Here is a 15,527-nt window from a genome sequence, read left to right as displayed (position 1 = left end):
ATGAGCGAGCCATATCCGCAGTACGGCCGGTCGGCGGAGTACGCGGAGCACGGGTCGTACGGCGGCGAGCACCACGGATCGTACGGCGGACAGGAGCCGCAGGCGGAGCTGATCCTCGCCCCCATCGCCCGGCGGGCCGGCGCGCGGCTGATCGACGCGGGGCTGCTCGGGGTCGTGGGGTTCGCCCTGATCCTCCCGTTCATGATCGCGGCGGTGGGCCTCAACGAGCCGGCCAACCACGTCAAGGACGGCGGCGGCATCTGGTCGGGTACGGCCATCGTCGGGTGGATCCTCGTCCTGGGCATCCTGCCGTTCGCGTACGAGGCGGTGCAGCTCGCGCTGTGGGGGCAGACGCTCGGCAAGCGGGTGCTGCGCCTGCGGGTGCTCACCGAGACCGGGGAGCCGCTGACGCCTGCCCGCGCGGCGGCCCGGGCGGCGGTCAACAACGTCGTGTACCTCTTCGGCTGCGGAGTCGGCACGGTGATGGCGTACCTCTGGGCGATCTGGGACCAGCCTCTGCACCAAGGGCTGCACGACCGGCTGGCGGCCACCGTCGTGGTCGACGACCGAGAGTTCGCGGACGAGTGACCGAGGAGGCCGTCGACGCGGTCGCCGAGCCGTCGCAGCGTCTGGTCGCCCGCATCATCGACACCCTGATCGTCGGCGTGCCCATCGCCACGGGCGCGACCGAGATCTTCTCCCGCGAGACCGCGCAGACCGTCGTGGCGCCGATCGCCTTCGCCGTGACCTTCTTTCTCTACGAGGCGGTGCAGCTCGCCGTCTGGGGGCGCACGGTCGGCAAGCGTCTCACCGGACTGCGGGTGATCTCCGTGACGGGGGAGCGGCCGACCGTCGTACAGGCGCTCATCCGCGCGGCGATCTACGCGCTGCCGCCTGCCGCGCGGCCCGTCCCGATCCTCAACATCCTCGCCGCGATCTTCTGGCTGGCCGAGAACGGCCTGCAGTTCGAGGGCTCGTACCGCCAGGCGCTCCACGACCGCGCGGCCGGCACCCTCGTCATCGACGTCCGGCCGCGCGCCCTGAGCGACCCCGCCCCCGCCGACGACCCCGATCCCGTGGAGGAGCCGGGTTCCATGGCGGAGCCGGGGCTCGTGGACGAGCCGCGCTCAGATCAGCCGTAGCTGACGGTCGCGGGGGCGGCGGCGGGCGGCCTCCGGGCGGGTCACCAGTTCGGCGGGGATCGAGCGCAGGAACGGCGACGGCTCCCGGCGCCGCGTGGACGACAGGAACAGGTGCGTCTGCGCCCGCGTCATGCCGACGAAGAACAGCCGGCGTTCCTCAGCCTCGTCGCTGTCCGGCAGCCGCAGCGGCAGCAGGCCGTCCTCACAGCCGATGACGAACACGACGGGGAACTCCAGGCCCTTGGCCGCGTGCAGCGTCAGCAGCGCGATGCGGTCGGCGCGCGGGTCGTACGCGTCGACCTCGGCGCCGAGCGCCAGCTCGCCGAGGAACGCCTCCAGGTCGTCGCCGCAGCGGACGGCGAGCGGCGTCAGCAGCTCGGCCGCAGACCACAGCACGGCCTCGTCGTGGATCTCGATGAGCGCGCCGACGGCGGCGCGGAGCCGGTCGCGCAGCGGCCCGCCGTGATGGCGCAGCTCGTGCGCGAGCTCCCGCACGCCCGGCCGCTTGAGGAGCCGGTCGTGCGAGCGCTTCTGGTACGGCATGCCGGCGCGGGTCAGCGCCTCCATCACCGGCTCGGACTGCGCGTCGGTCCGGTACAGCACCGCGATGTCGGAGAAGTCGAGATGGTCGGCGTGGTGGCCGTCGGAGCGCCCGGAGTCCATCGAGTGGAAGGACGACCCGCCCAGCAGCCGGTCGATCGTGGTCGTGACGTACTCGGCCTCCGCCTGGGCGTCGGCCGTCTCGTGCACCTGGATGAGCCGGTCGCCGGAGCGCTGCGGGACGAGCGTCCGGCCGGGCACGAGGCTGGTGGCGGCGATCGCGCGTACGGCCCCGTCGACGATCGCGGGCGCGGAGCGGTAGTTGCGGGTGAGCTGCACCGTCGTCGCGCCGGCGAAGTCGTTCTGAAATCGCAGGAAGAAACCGACGTCCGCGCCCCGGAAGGAGTAGATCGCCTGGTCCGGGTCGCCGATCGCGGTGAGCCCCCCGTCGGGCCGGGTCAGCAGCCGCAGCAGGGCGTACTGCGTCTCGTCGACGTCCTGGTACTCGTCGACGCTGATCCACGGCCAGCGGCCGCGGTACGCCTCCGCCAGCTCCGGGTCCTCTTCCAGAAGGCGTACGGGGAGGCGGAGCAGGTCGGTGAAGTCGGCCAGGCCGCGCTCGCGCAGCCGCTTCTCGAAGGCACTGCGGGCCTCGGACTCCTCCGGACCGCCCGGCCCGTCGAACCCGGCGAGCAGCCGCCGTGCCTCCTTGTCCGTGCCGGTCATCTCCCGGGCGACGTCGAGCCGGTCGGTCTCGTCGGCGATGCGGAAGCCGTCGGGGAGCCCGGCCCGCGCGTGCTGCTCGCGCAGGATCAGCGCGCCGAGGCCGTGGAACGTCGTCACGGTGAGCCGGGCGGCGCGTCCGGGCAGGAGCGCGTCAAGGCGCTCGCGCATCTCCTCGGCCGCCCGCCGGGTGAACGTGATCGCCAGGCAGTGCTCCGGCGGGACGCCGCGCTCGCCGACGAGGTGGGCGATCCGGTGCGTGAGTGTGCGGGTCTTCCCGGTGCCCGGCCCGGCGATGATCAGCAGCGGCCCGCCGGGATGCGCGGCCGCCGCGCGCTGATCGGGGTCGAGCCCGTCCAGTACGGATCTTCCAGGGTCCTCGTCCGGCACTGATTCCCCGGAGCGCCCGTCCGGCGCTGATCGCCTGGAGCCCGTGTCGGGTGCCGATTCCCCGTCGAGCCCGTGTCGGCTCTCGTCCGGCGTGGGCCCTCCGGCGGCATCGTCCTGCTCGGCGGCCTCGACGGCCTCCAGGATGTCCTGTTGCCCCTCGATAGGTATTTCGTCCGGCCCGACCTCGTCGGGCGTTTCTGTGGCCTCTGACGGCTCCGGAGCGGTGCTCTGGGACGGAGGAGGACGGTCGTCGGCGCCGGGCACGTCGAACAGGCCCGGCTCCCGTACGGCCTTCGCGGGCGCGGTCTCGGGAAGATCGAAGAGGCCCGAGTCGTCGGGCGCGCCGAGGAGACCGACGGCGAGCTTGCCCTCCCGGCGGAGCTCGCCGGGCTCGAAGAGCCGGATCACGCCGTACTCGCCGTCGTACCCGGCGTCGCGGACGACCTCGCCGCGGCGCAGCCGGGCGATGGCCTCGCCCAGGAGCTCGCCGCCCGCCCGGCGTACGTCGTCCAGGGGCACCTCGTCGAGGATCGCGAGCTCCGGCCCCAGCGTCGACACGAGCTCGGCGATGTGCCCCAGCACGGACTTCGAGCGCGGCCCGACGCCGCGGATCTCGCTGACGATCTCCGGCAGCGGGATGAGGTTGCGGAAGTCCGCCGCGCCCTCGGGCCGCCTTCCCTCCGGGTGGTCGGCGAGCTCGTCGACGCGGTACAGCACGCCGACCGTCAGTGGCCGGCCGCAGGAGGGGCAGCGTCCGTCCTGCGCCTTGGTCTCCTCGGGCTCCAGCCGTACGCCGCACTTCCGGTGCCCGTCGAGGTGGTACTTGCCCTCCTCGGGGAAGAACTCGACGCTCCCGGCGTACCCGTCGCCGGTCTCCAGGGCGGCGCGCAGGGCGTAGTAGTCCATGTCGGTGTCGAAGGCCGACGCCTCGCGGGCGAGCGCGGGCGGGGAATGCGCGTCCGAGTTGCTCACGAGACGGTACCGGTCCAGCGATTCGACCCGCCAGTTCATGAGGGGGTCGGAAGAAAGGCCCGTCTCGACCGCGAAGATGTGGTCGGCCAGATCGTCGTAGCAGTCGGCGACGGCGTCGAACCCGGATTTGGACCCCATGACGGAGAACCACGGCGTCCACACGTGCGCGGGGATGAGGTAAGACCCCGGGTCGCTCTGCAGTGTGATCTCGAGAAGGTGTCGGGAGTCGAGGCCGAGGATGGGTCGCCCGTCGGAGGTGAGGTTGCCGATCCGGGCCAGCGCTGTGGTGATGCGCTCGGCCGCCTCGAACGAGGGGGCATAAAGAAGGTGATGTACCTTCCGTGTACGTTCACCCTTTTTGTAGATCGTGGAGATCTCGACGGAGAGCAGAAAGCGCACCGGAGCCCGGCACGCGGGCGGTAGTGTGCGAGCGACCCGTCGCTCGAGCTCGGGCCGCAGCCGGAACAGGCCCGGTTCAGCGGGAACGAGGTTCTGCCGCAGCTCCTCCATCCACGCCGGATGCGTGAAATCCCCGGTGCCCACGACCGATACGCCTTTGCGCCCGGCCCACCAGGCCAAGTGTTCAAGGTCACAGTCCTTGCTGCAGGCGCGGGAGTACTTCGAATGGATATGAAGGTCCGCGTAGAACATCACGTCGTCGCCTGTCGTCTCGATCGTCCGACCCAACCCCATTGGATCCTGCCATGCTCGGAGACTTATGATCGCCGGATCGCGGGGCCGGGCGGATTCGCGGAGCCCCTTCGCCACAGGGGATCCCGGACTCCACGGCCGGGCGGCACGGCACATTCGCGTGCCGTGCTGGGGCTTAAGCGCCGGTTCGACACGGTTATTCGCCATGCCGGGACGATCGCGAAAACGGAGACACGACCAGGTTTAGCGCCTCAGTCTCATCGCCGCAGCTCCGCCGCCTCGACCGCAGGACGCTGCGGGAACACCGGTAGTGGTCTCGCTCGTTGACCATGGGTCTCGCGATGGGACCGCCGAATCCCGGCGCTCCTGCGGGTCCGATGTTCGCCGGGTGCCCGGTCCGGAAAGGGGCGGGTGTCCCCACCGGGACGTGCTGCGCGACAATTTCACCATGAGGATGCACGCCCATGGCCACTGAGTCCGGGCGAGCGTCCCGTTAAACCCGACGGGAACGGAAGGCGTGGGTTGGATGTGGAAGGACCTGGCGGCGCTCGCGCCGCCTCTCACCGTGGCCGCCGCGTTCTTGGCAGGCGTGTTCTGGGTGGTGCGGCGAGAGATGGGCGGTAAGCGCCGCCGCGAACGCACCCCGGAGAACCGCCGGAGCGGCCAGTAACCCCAGGGATCCGGAGCGATTGCTGGGGATAACGCTGCGTAACGGGCGTGCTAAACTCGGATCTGTGGTTCGAATTGTCATCGACCACTGTGGCGGTATATCTTTGGCAACCGAATGCAGTTTGCTCCGGTGAAAGGTCAGTCTCCATGGCAGAGCAGATCATTAAGCGCCTCATCGACGACCTCGATGGCGGCGAGGCGGAGGAGACGGTTCCGTTCTCCATCGACGGAGTCTCCTATGAGATCGATCTCAGCAGCGACAACGCAAAGAAGCTGCGCGATTCTCTGTCGCCGTTCGTGGAGCACGCGCGGAGGGCCGGCGTGGGACGCCGCCGCCGCAGCCGTGCCGCCTCGAGCCGCGAGCGCAGCGCGGACATCCGTGCGTGGGCGAAGGCACGTGGCATCAAGGTCAACGAGCGCGGCCGTATCCCGGCGACTGTCGTCGAGGAGTACGAGCGCGCGCACTGACCCGCGGCATGCACAACGCAGATCGGCCCGTTGCCCGACATTTATCGGCAGCGGGCCGTTCGCTTGCGGCGTACGGGGAACATCCAGGGCCCGCGCGGTAGTTGGATGAGGATGAACAGCCCTAGCCCGGGGAATCTCTTCTGGTACGGCGCCGAGGCAGTGACCGCGGGGCGGGGCTAGCATGCGGAAGGACAGGGTCGGACATCCCGGCTACTGCCCAACCGCTCTGTGAGGAGCGACGAGATGTTCGAGAGGTTTACGGACCGCGCGCGGCGGGTTGTCGTCCTGGCTCAGGAAGAGGCCAGGATGCTCAACCACAACTACATCGGCACCGAGCACATCCTCTTGGGCCTCATCCACGAGGGCGAGGGTGTTGCCGCCAAGGCTCTGGAGAGCCTGGGCATCAGCCTCGAAGCCGTCCGCCAGCAGGTCGAAGAGATTATCGGCCAGGGGCAGCAGGCTCCTTCGGGACACATCCCGTTCACTCCGCGGGCGAAGAAGGTCCTTGAGCTGTCGCTGAGGGAGGCGCTGCAGCTCGGCCACAACTACATCGGGACCGAGCACATCCTGCTGGGCCTGATCCGCGAGGGTGAGGGTGTGGCGGCCCAGGTCCTGGTGAAGCTCGGGGCCGACCTGAACCGCGTCCGCCAGCAGGTGATCCAGCTGCTGCACGGGTACCAGGGCAAGGAGCCGGCGTCGTCCGGCGGCCCGTCGGAGGCCGCGCCTTCGACTTCGCTCGTGCTGGACCAGTTCGGCCGCAACCTGACCCAGGCCGCGCGCGAAGGCAAGCTCGACCCCGTCATCGGGCGAGAGAAAGAGATCGAGCGGGTCATGCAGGTGCTGTCCCGCCGTACCAAGAACAACCCGGTGCTGATCGGTGAGCCCGGCGTCGGTAAGACCGCGGTCGTCGAGGGCCTGTCCCAGAAGATCGTCAAGGGTGAGGTCCCCGAGACGCTGAAGGACAAGCAGCTCTACACGCTGGACCTCGGGGCCCTGGTCGCCGGTTCGCGCTACCGCGGTGACTTCGAAGAGCGACTGAAGAAGGTGCTCAAGGAGATCCGCACGCGCGGCGACATCATCCTGTTCATCGACGAGCTGCACACGCTCGTCGGCGCGGGTGCCGCCGAGGGCGCGATCGACGCCGCCAGCATCCTCAAGCCGATGCTGGCCCGCGGCGAGCTGCAGACGATCGGCGCGACGACGCTGGACGAATACCGCAAGTACCTGGAGAAGGACGCCGCGCTCGAGCGGCGGTTCCAGCCGATCCAGGTGGCCGAGCCCTCGCTCAGCCACACGATCGAGATCCTCAAGGGCCTGCGGGACCGCTACGAGGCGCACCACCGCGTGTCGATCACCGACAGCGCGCTCGTGGCCGCCGCCCAGCTCGCCGACCGCTACATCAGCGACCGGTTCCTGCCCGACAAGGCGATCGACCTCATCGACGAGGCCGGCTCGCGCATGCGCATCCGCCGCATGACCGCGCCGCCGGACCTGCGTGAGTACGACGAGAAGATCGCCGACGTGCGGCGCGAGAAGGAGTCCGCGATCGACGCGCAGGACTTCGAGAAGGCCGCCGCCCTGCGCGACAAGGAGAAGCAGCTTCTCCAGTCCAAGGCACAGCGGGAGAAGGAGTGGAAGGCCGGCGACATGGACGTCGTCGCCGAGGTCACCGAGGAGCTCATCGCCGAGGTGCTCGCCACGGCCACCGGCATCCCGGTCTTCAAGCTCACCGAGGAGGAGACCACACGGCTGCTCCGCATGGAGGACGAGCTGCACAAGCGGGTCATCGGCCAGAACGACGCCATCAAGGCGCTGTCGCAGTCGATCCGGCGTACCCGCGCCGGCCTGAAGGACCCCAAGCGTCCCGGCGGCTCGTTCATCTTCGCCGGCCCCTCCGGTGTCGGTAAGACGGAGCTGTCCAAGACCCTGGCGGAGTTCCTGTTCGGCGACGAGGACGCGCTGATCCAGCTCGACATGTCCGAGTTCATGGAGAAGCACACGGTCTCGCGGCTGTTCGGCTCCCCGCCCGGCTACGTCGGGTACGAAGAGGGCGGCCAGCTGACCGAGAAGGTCCGCCGCAAGCCGTTCTCCGTCGTCCTGTTCGACGAGATCGAGAAGGCCCACCCGGACATCTTCAACTCCCTGTTGCAGATCCTGGAGGACGGTCGCCTGACCGACGCCCAGGGCCGGGTCGTGGACTTCAAGAACACCGTCGTGATCATGACGACGAACCTCGGCACTCGCGACATCTCCAAGGGCCTCTCCGTCGGCTTCGCCCGGGAGAACGACGAGCAGGGCTCGTACGACCGGATGAAGGCGAAGGTCAACGAAGAGCTCAAGCAGCACTTCCGGCCGGAGTTCCTCAACCGTGTCGACGACACCGTGGTCTTCCACCAGCTCACGCCGAAGGAGATCATCCAGATCGTCGACCTGATGATCGCCAAGGTGGACGAGCGGCTGAAGGACCGCGACATGGGCATCGAGCTTCGCCAGGAGGCCAAGGACCTGCTGGCCGAGCGCGGGTACGACCCGGTGCTGGGTGCCCGTCCGCTGCGCCGCACGATCCAGCGGGAGATCGAGGACAACCTGTCCGAGAAGATCCTCTACAACGACCTGCACGCCGGCGAGATCGTCATCGTCGGGGTCGAGGGCAGCGGCGAGACGGCGAAGTTCACCTTCACCGGCGAGCCCAAGCCCGGCTCGGTCCCCGACTCCCCGCCCCCGGCGGCCGAGTCGATCAACCACCCGTAACCCGGTACGACGTCAGAGGCCCCGCGCTCCCACAGAGCGCGGGGCCTCTGCATTTCCCGATATGTCCGGTTTCTGTGCTTTCTGTATTTGACCAATCGCGTTCCCTCTGGCGGGCATCTAGTAAGATCATTTACTCCTGGATGCCGTACGGGAGGGTCGCACGTGGGCGAGGCGGCGAGCGGGATCGGCGCGGGCAACGGCGCGACGGAGCGGTCCACGTGACGGATCTGCGTACTGATATCGCGCATTCCGCGCGGATCTATGACTACATGCTGGGCGGTAAGGACAATTTCGCGGCGGATCGCGCGGCGGCGGCCGAGATCGTGAAGCATCTGCCCACGCTGCCGGTCTCCATGCGGGCCAACCGAGACTTCATGCTCCGCATGACCCGTTACCTGGTGCGCGAGATGGGCATCCGGCAGTTCCTCGACATCGGCACCGGCCTGCCGACCTCGCCGAACCTGCACGAGGCCGCCCAGGAGATCGCGCCGGAGACGCGGGTGGTCTACGTCGACAACGACCCGATCGTGCTCGCGCACGCCCGGGCGCTGCTCACCAGTTCTCCGGAGGGCAGGACCGCCTACATCGACGCCGACCTGCGCGACAGCAAGACGATCTTCGAGTCGGCCCGGCTCCACGAGACCCTGGACCTGAGCCGGCCGGTCGCCCTCACTCTCATCGCGATCCTGCAGTTCTTCATCGACGAGGACGAGGCCCACGAGGCCGTACGGGCCTTGGTGGAGCCGCTCGCGCCGGGCAGCGTGCTGGCGATCTCGGTGGTTCCCGACGCCGAGCGAGAGAGCCCGCTGGCCGACGGGGTGGCCGCCTACCGCTCCCAGGGAATTCCGATGAAGATGCGCACCAAGGTCGAGACGGAGCGGTTCTTCGACGGCCTGGACCTCGTCGAGCCGGGCGTCACCAAGGTCACCGAGTGGAATCTTGACGGCCCCTCGGCCGATCCGGACGATCCCGCGCCGCACATGTACGGCGGAATTGCGATCAAGCGCTGACCGCCGCGTCTCAGACCTCGTTCGCCGCGGCCGGAGGGTGGGTGTCGTCTTCGGCCGCCGGTACGGCCGGAGGGACGGTCTGCGCCCACTCTGCCCAGTCCGCCAGCGCCTGGTAGATCCGGACGGCCGCCTCGACGGCCACCCGCATGGAGCGGGTCTGGGGGGCCGTCCCGAAGTCGCCGCGGTCCTTGGCCGCCGCGTACCCGCGCGCCATGTCGGCGACCTGGGAGAAGAACTCCTGTTCGCGGCGTAGGTGCGCCTGGAGGTCGTCGGTCTCCATGAGCCAGAAGAAGAACGACCGGAGCACCGACTCGGTGCGGAGGGTGTGGTCGACCTCCTCTTCGGTCAGCCAGCGGCGAATCTCGGCCCGTCCGGCATCGGTGATCCGGTAGGCCTTCCGGCCGCGCGGGCCGTGGCTGTCGACCTCGATCATCCCGGCGTCGGCGAGCCGGGACAGCTCGGCGTAGATCTTCGGGTGCTGGGCCGGCCATACCGGACCCAAGTGATCCTCGAAGCGCCGGGCCAGGTCATAGCCACTGGCGGGCCCTTCGGCGAGCAGCCCGAGCAGCCCATGCCGCAGCGACACTCCGTCACCGTCCTCCCTCGAGATCCGTGGGTCCATCTTGACATGTCCTCCGGTACGCCTGATGATCGTGCTGTCCTAAGGTACATGTCCCAAAGTACATGTGAGGTCGATCATGAGTCAGGCCATCGGAAACGGGCGTGCCGTCTTCATCACCGGAGCCACCGGCGGCATCGGCACCGCGACGACGCGCGCCCTCGCCGAGCGCGGATATCGCGTCTACGCCGGCGTACGCGGAGACGCGCCCCACCTCGCCGAGATCCGCGGCGTCGAACAGATCCACATCGACGTCACCGAGCCGAAGAGCGTCGCCGAGGCCGCAGCGGAGGTCACCCGGCTCCAGGGCGGCCAGGGCCTCCATGCCGTCGTGAACAACGCCGGGATCATCATCCAGGGCCCGATGGAACTGGTGCCGGCCGAGGACCTGCGCCGCCAGTTCGCCGTCAACGTCTTCGGGCCCGCCGAGATCATCCGGGCGTTCGCGCCACTGCTCCGCGAAGGCCGCGGCCGCCTGATCAACATCAGCGCCCCGACGGCGAAGCTCGCGATGCCGTTCGCCGCTCCCATCTCGGCGAGCAAGGCGGCGCTCGACGCGCTGTCCGACGCCCTACGGATCGAACTCGGGGCGCAGGGCGTCGCCGTCGTCACGGTCGTCCCCGGAGCGGTCGAGACGCCGATCTTCGCGAAGGCGGAGGCGGCGGCCGAGTCGGCCCTCGCGGACGCAGATCCGGCGCGCCTGGCGCTCTACCGGTCACGGATCGAGGCCATGGGCGCCGCCATGGCGAAGATGCGGCCGTCCAAGCCGGAGACGGTCGCCGACACCATCGTCAAAGCCGTCGGGGCGACCCGGCCGAAGGCACGGTATCTCGCGAACTCCGATGTCCGCCCGGCCCTGCTCGTGTCCCGGCTGCCGGTGCGGCTCCGCGACCGGGTCGTCGTCGGCCTCCTGGGCCTGCGCAAGGCCGAGGCGGCCGGCCCCGCACTCGGATCCTGAGAGGAAGAAGAGATGACAGACATCGCCCTCGTCACGGGTGCCACCGCCGGGCTCGGCCGGGCGGTCGCCACGGCCCTCGCCGAGCGCGGGACGCACATCCTCGTGCACGGCAGGGACGCCGAGCGCGCCGCCGCCGTCGTGGACCGGATCGAGAAGGCCGGCGGGACCGCGCAGGCCTACCTCGCCGACCTCTCCTCGCTCGCCCAAGCCCGCGACCTCGCCGACCGGGTGAGCGCCGACCACGGCGCGCTGCGGCTGCTGGTCAACAACGCCGGCGTCGGAGCCGGGCGCCCGCCCTACCGCAGGCGGCACCTGAGCGCGGACGGCCACGAACTGCGCTTCGCCGTGAACTACCTGGCACCGGTGCTGCTCGCCCGGCGGCTCGCACCGGCCCTTCGAAAGGGCGCGCCCGCCCGGATCGTGAACGTCGGCTCCGTCGGGCAGGCCCCGGTCGACTTCGCCGACCTGCGCATGGACACGCACTACAGCGGCAGCCAGGCGTACTTCCGCAGCAAGTTCGCGCTCGCCGCCTTCACCTTCGACCTCGCGAACGAGCTGGCCGACGACGGCGTCACCGTCAACTGCCTGCATCCGGCGTCGTTCATGAACACCCACATGGTCCGGGAGGCGATGGTCCCGCCCATGTCGACCGTCGGCACGGGCGTGAAGGCCGTGATGAACCTGGCGGTCCGCCCGCCCGGCGGCGATGCCACGGGCCGCTACTTCGACGGCACCAGCGAGGCCAGGGCGCACGAGGGGACGTACGACCCGGCGATCCGGTCCCGGCTGCGCGCGGTCACCGCCGAGCTGCTGGCGCCCTTCCTGGCGGACGATGGCCGGATCGCCGCCGGGTAGCCGCGCCGAGCGCACGTCGGCGGTCGGGTGAACGCCTCGGCGCCGGTGGTCCGGACGAGGACACCGGACCGGCCGCCGCCCATGACGCGCCCGCGTCCGATCAGTGGCCGGTGGCGCCGTCGACGCGCTCGCGGAGCAGGTCGGCGTGGCCGTTGTGGCGGGCGTACTCCTGGATCATGACCGAGTAGACCCACCGGAGGCTCATCTCGACCTCGCGGCGGGGATCGAGGAACGTCTCGTCGAGGGAGCGCCCCGACGTGATGCGGCGGACGAGCTCGACCTCGCAGAGGTAGGTGGTGAAGTCCTCTTCCGCGTCGGCGGCGTCGACGTCGAACTCCGCGTTCAGGTCGTCGTCGGTGACGTACAGGTAGCCGGGCCGCTCCCCGGCGAACCGGTACCGGAACCAGTCGCGTTCCACCTCGGCCATGTGGCGGACGAGGCCGAGCAGCGACAGGTCCGACGGCTCGACGGTGCGCCGCTTGAGCTGCTCGGCGGTCAGCCCGCCGCACTTCCCCAGCAGCGTCCGCCGATGGTGGTCGAGCCAGGCCTCGGCGCTGGTGCGCTCATCGCCGGTCAGCGCCTCGAAGGGAACGGGATCGCGGTCGATCTCCGGTGCCGTCCAGGTCATGTCTCACCAGCTCCACGGGGTCAGCGGGGAAGGGCGAAGCGGCCGTCGTCGAGGGGGTCGATCAGACCGTCCTCGATGAGCGACGAGAGGGCGCGCTCACGCTGCCGTACGTCGTCCCAGGCGTCGTCGAGTGCGGCGCGCTCCACCGGGCCGCTGGCGTGCCGGAGAACGGCGAGGAGACGGCCCCGGCACTGACGGTCCGTCCCGGCGTACGTCTGGCCCTTGCGCGCCGGACCGTCGTACGCGGGCTTGCCGGCCAGCCGCCAGGCGCAGGAGGCGATGACCGGGCAGTCGGCGCAGCGCGGAGTCCGGGCGGTGCACACGAGCGCTCCCAGCTCCATCACGGCGACGCCCCAGGTCGCGGCCGTCTCGGCCTCCTCCGGCAGCAGCGACTCGGCGAGGCGCACCTCGGCGGCGGTCTGCGTCTTCGGCGGGTACTCCACGCCCTTGATCACCCGGGCCAGCACCCGGCGCACGTTGGTGTCCAGAACGGCGTGCCGCTGCCGGTACGCGAAGCTCGCCACCGCCGCGGCGGTGTACGCGCCGACGCCGGGCAGCGCGCGCAGGTCGTCATGCGCCGACGGCACCTGCCCGTCGTGGCGTTCGACGATCGCGCGGGCGCTCGCGTGGAGGTTCAGCGCGCGCCGGGGGTAGCCGAGCCGTCCCCAGGCGCGCACGGCCTCACCGGGCGGCTCGGCGGCCAGCGCGGCGGGCGTCGGCCACCGGGTCAGCCACGCCTCGTACGCGGGCAGCACCCGCGACACCGGGGTCTGCTGCAGCATGATCTCGCTGACCAGGACCGCCCACGGAGAGGCGTCCGGGCGCCGCCAGGGCAGATCCCGGGCGTGCTCGGCATACCAGCTGAGAATGGGTTCGGCGTAGGTAGGTCGGTGCATGGTGATTCGATCCTGACACGGCGGGTCGCGGTACCGTGCATTGATCGAAAAAGGATACTGAGCGTATGGACTCCGACACGCAACGAGACCTGGGGGAGGCGGACGCCTACTGGCGCCGCCGGGTCTACGTTCTGGCCGGGGGGATCACCGCCATCGGTCTGATGGCGTGGGCCTGCTCGGGTCCCGACCCCAAGAAGCCGACGTCCCAGGTGCGCAACGCCGCGGCCACGATGAGCCCGCTGCCGGTCGCCGTGACTCCGACCGCGACCCCGGCGACCCCGGTGTCTCCGGCGTCTCCGGCCGCCACCGTCACGGTCACGGTCACGCCCACGGCCGCGATCGCCGGGAAAGCGCGCAGCGGGGATCGCTGTGACGACGCGGACGTCGTCGTCGCGCTCACGCCGACCAAGGACGTCTACAAGAGCGGAGAGCACCCGCACTTCCGGCTCAGCGTGGTGAACACCGGGCGCCGGGCCTGCACGTTCGACGTGGGCGCGAAGGCACTCCGGCTCCGGATCACCTCGGGCGCGGACCCGGTCTGGTCGTCCGACCGGTGCGCGGAGGGCCCGGCGTCCGACCTCCGGCTCCTCCGGCGGGGCGTCCCGTACATCACGGACGTCGGCTGGGACCGTACGCGCTGCGGCGGCGACTCCCGGGCGCTGCCGGGGACGTACGTCGTCACGGCCAAGGGCCGGGGGATCCGCACGGACGGCCAGGTCTTCCGCCTCCGCTGAGGGGTCAGGGTCGGTCTTCGTCGAGGGCGGTGACCATGCGGGCGACGAGCGTGCGCGTCTCCTCGAAGGTCGCGTCGCTCAGGGCCGGGGAGCCGACGAGCGAGCGCATCACGCCGAGACCGAGCAGCAGCGCACCCACCAGTTCGGCGCGCAGGTCGGCGTCCACGCCGCCCATCCGGCCCGCGAAGTCCTGGAGATAGTCCGCGCAGATCCGCTCGCGCAGTTGGTCGCGTATCGCCGGGCGGCCGGATGAGCGCAGCATCACCAGCAGCGGGTGCTCGCCGTCGAATTGCTCCCAGTCGGCGAATACGACGTCGTGGAGCAGGGCGTCGGTGATGTGCGCGAGCGGACGGCCGTCGTCGCCGAGGCCGGCCGGGACCTCGACGTTCACGGCCTCGCCGTAGAGCCGGTCCTTCGAGCCGAAGTAGCGGAAGACCAGCGCCGGGTCCACGCCGACGTCACCCGCGATGTCACGTACGCCCGTGCCGTCGTAGCCGTGCTGGGCGAAGCGCAGGCGGGCGGCTTCGAGCAGCGCCGCGCGGGTGGCCGCCTTGTCGCGGCGCTTGGGCTGGGTCATGAAGTCAGCATAAGTCATCAGGTGTTGACTTGATGTGGGGCCTCGCCTAGCATCCATTGTCATCGATCGATGACTTATGGCGGAAGGTCGAGGCATGCGCACATACGTGATCACCGGCGGAACGGACGGGATGGGCCGGGGGCTGGGGCTGCACTTCCTCCGGCGCGGAGACCGGGTGATCGCGGTGGCGAGCGGGGAGACCAAGGGCCGGGCCCTCCTCGCCGAGGCGGACCGGCTCGGCGCCGCGGACCGGGCCGGGTACGTGCGGGCCGACCTCAGCACCGTGGCGGGCATGCACAAGGTCATCGACGAGGTGACGAGAGTCGCCGACGCGGTGGACGGACTGATCTTCGGGGCACAGCGCTTCCGCCCCGAGCGCGAGGAGACCGAGGACGGGCTCGAGTTCACCTTCGCGCTCGCCTACCTGAGCCGCTTCGTGATCGGCCACGGCCTGATGGAGCACCTCGAACGCGCCGAGTCGGCCGTCATCATGAACATCGCCGGACCCGGCGGCATGCCGGGCCGGATCCACTGGGACGACCTTCAGCTTCGCGACGGGTACAAGGGGATGCGGGCCGCGATGCAGACCTCTCGCTGCAACGACCTGCTCGGAGTCGGCTTCGCCGCCCGGCATCCGGACGCCCGGACCCGCTATGTCCTCTACAACCCCGGCTTCGTGGCCACCGCCATGGCCGACCCGCTGCCGCAGCCCCAGCGGGCCATCACCAAGACGCTCGCCCGGTTCTTCGCGACGCCGGTCGACAAGGCGATCGTGCCGATCGCCGGACTGCTCGACGATCCGTCCGCAGCCGCCGTCACGGCGTTCAAGCGAGGCCGGCCGCTCCCGCTCACCGGGGCGGACTTCGACCCCGCCGCCGCCGACCGGCTCCACCAGGTGACGACGGACCTTCTGGCCCAGGTGGCCGCGCCCCGCCGGTGACAGG

15 protein-coding genes are annotated in these 15,527 nt (G+C 70.4%); 10 read left to right on the top strand and 5 right to left on the bottom strand.

All coding sequences use genetic code 11. The features are described 5' to 3' along the window. A complete protein-coding gene (locus AB0I04_RS16530; RefSeq protein WP_360884931.1) occupies window positions 1-588 on the top strand; it encodes an RDD family protein in 588 nt (195 codons plus the stop codon). Beyond that, entirely contained in the window at window positions 585-1,142 is a 558-nt protein-coding gene (locus AB0I04_RS16525; RefSeq protein ID WP_360884928.1) for an RDD family protein, read from the top strand. Before AB0I04_RS16530 ends, AB0I04_RS16525 begins: the two co-directional genes overlap by 4 nt. Here the strand turns inward: AB0I04_RS16525 and AB0I04_RS16520 are convergent. Beyond that, on the bottom strand, window positions 1,128-4,421 hold the full coding sequence (locus AB0I04_RS16520; protein ID WP_360885342.1) for a UvrD-helicase domain-containing protein: 3,294 nt from the start codon (window positions 4,419-4,421) through the stop codon (window positions 1,128-1,130). The genes AB0I04_RS16525 and AB0I04_RS16520 overlap by 15 nt on opposite strands. A 523-nt stretch (window positions 4,422-4,944) precedes the next feature. Here AB0I04_RS16520 and AB0I04_RS16515 point away from each other — a divergent pair. From AB0I04_RS16515 to AB0I04_RS16500, 4 genes are all read left to right on the top strand, one after another. Next, window positions 4,945-5,088 carry a hypothetical protein gene (locus AB0I04_RS16515; RefSeq protein WP_360884925.1) on the top strand — a complete coding sequence of 48 codons (144 nt, stop codon included), beginning with the start codon at window positions 4,945-4,947 and terminating at the stop codon, window positions 5,086-5,088. A 146-nt stretch (window positions 5,089-5,234) separates the two neighbouring features. Beyond that, a complete protein-coding gene (locus AB0I04_RS16510) occupies window positions 5,235-5,555 on the top strand; it encodes an Lsr2 family protein (RefSeq protein WP_252779361.1) in 321 nt (106 codons plus the stop codon). 243 nt (window positions 5,556-5,798) lie between these two features. Continuing rightward, on the top strand, window positions 5,799-8,306 hold the full coding sequence (locus tag AB0I04_RS16505) for an ATP-dependent Clp protease ATP-binding subunit (RefSeq protein ID WP_360884922.1): 2,508 nt from the start codon (window positions 5,799-5,801) through the stop codon (window positions 8,304-8,306). A 218-nt stretch (window positions 8,307-8,524) separates the two neighbouring features. Beyond that, window positions 8,525-9,316 (top strand): SAM-dependent methyltransferase, encoded by a 792-nt coding sequence (locus AB0I04_RS16500; protein ID WP_360884919.1) that lies wholly within the window; start codon window positions 8,525-8,527, stop codon window positions 9,314-9,316. A gap of 10 nt (window positions 9,317-9,326) precedes the next feature. Here AB0I04_RS16500 and AB0I04_RS16495 read toward each other — a convergent pair whose 3' ends face one another. Next, the gene (locus tag AB0I04_RS16495) at window positions 9,327-9,938 is read right to left on the bottom strand and encodes a PadR family transcriptional regulator (protein WP_360884916.1); all 612 of its coding nucleotides are present in this window, start codon (window positions 9,936-9,938) and stop codon (window positions 9,327-9,329) included. A gap of 76 nt (window positions 9,939-10,014) precedes the next feature. On the opposite strand from AB0I04_RS16495, the gene AB0I04_RS16490 reads away from it, so the two are divergent. Together AB0I04_RS16490 and AB0I04_RS16485 are read left to right on the top strand one after the other, a co-directional pair. After that, window positions 10,015-10,893 carry an SDR family NAD(P)-dependent oxidoreductase gene (locus AB0I04_RS16490; protein ID WP_360884913.1) on the top strand — a complete coding sequence of 293 codons (879 nt, stop codon included), beginning with the start codon at window positions 10,015-10,017 and terminating at the stop codon, window positions 10,891-10,893. Between the two features lie 12 nt (window positions 10,894-10,905). Next, entirely contained in the window at window positions 10,906-11,748 is an 843-nt protein-coding gene (locus AB0I04_RS16485; protein ID WP_360884910.1) for an SDR family NAD(P)-dependent oxidoreductase, read from the top strand. 100 nt (window positions 11,749-11,848) lie between these two features. Here the strand turns inward: AB0I04_RS16485 and AB0I04_RS16480 are convergent, their stop codons facing one another. Both AB0I04_RS16480 and AB0I04_RS16475 read right to left on the bottom strand, forming a co-directional pair. Then, entirely contained in the window at window positions 11,849-12,376 is a 528-nt protein-coding gene (locus tag AB0I04_RS16480; RefSeq protein WP_360884908.1) for a DinB family protein, read from the bottom strand. Between the two features lie 20 nt (window positions 12,377-12,396). Continuing rightward, entirely contained in the window at window positions 12,397-13,272 is an 876-nt protein-coding gene (locus AB0I04_RS16475; RefSeq protein ID WP_360884905.1) for an A/G-specific adenine glycosylase, read from the bottom strand. A 65-nt stretch (window positions 13,273-13,337) separates the two neighbouring features. On the opposite strand from AB0I04_RS16475, the gene AB0I04_RS16470 reads away from it, so the two are divergent. After that, on the top strand, window positions 13,338-14,006 hold the full coding sequence (locus tag AB0I04_RS16470) for a hypothetical protein (protein WP_360884902.1): 669 nt from the start codon (window positions 13,338-13,340) through the stop codon (window positions 14,004-14,006). Between the two features lie 4 nt (window positions 14,007-14,010). Here AB0I04_RS16470 and AB0I04_RS16465 read toward each other — a convergent pair whose 3' ends face one another. Continuing rightward, window positions 14,011-14,583, bottom strand: a complete 573-nt coding sequence (locus AB0I04_RS16465) for a TetR family transcriptional regulator (protein WP_360884899.1) — start codon at window positions 14,581-14,583, stop codon at window positions 14,011-14,013. Window positions 14,584-14,677: 94 nt separating this feature from the next. Here AB0I04_RS16465 and AB0I04_RS16460 point away from each other — a divergent pair, with 94 nt between their 5' ends. Further along, a complete protein-coding gene (locus tag AB0I04_RS16460) occupies window positions 14,678-15,523 on the top strand; it encodes an SDR family NAD(P)-dependent oxidoreductase (RefSeq protein WP_360884896.1) in 846 nt (281 codons plus the stop codon). The last annotated feature ends 4 nt before the right edge of the window (window positions 15,524-15,527 follow it).

Source organism: Actinoallomurus sp. NPDC050550, assembly GCF_040655075.1.
GTDB lineage: Bacteria > Actinomycetota > Actinomycetes > Streptosporangiales > Streptosporangiaceae > Actinoallomurus.
The sequence above is the reverse complement of the archived record's forward strand: the minus strand, read 5'-3'. Positions and strand labels throughout refer to the sequence as shown.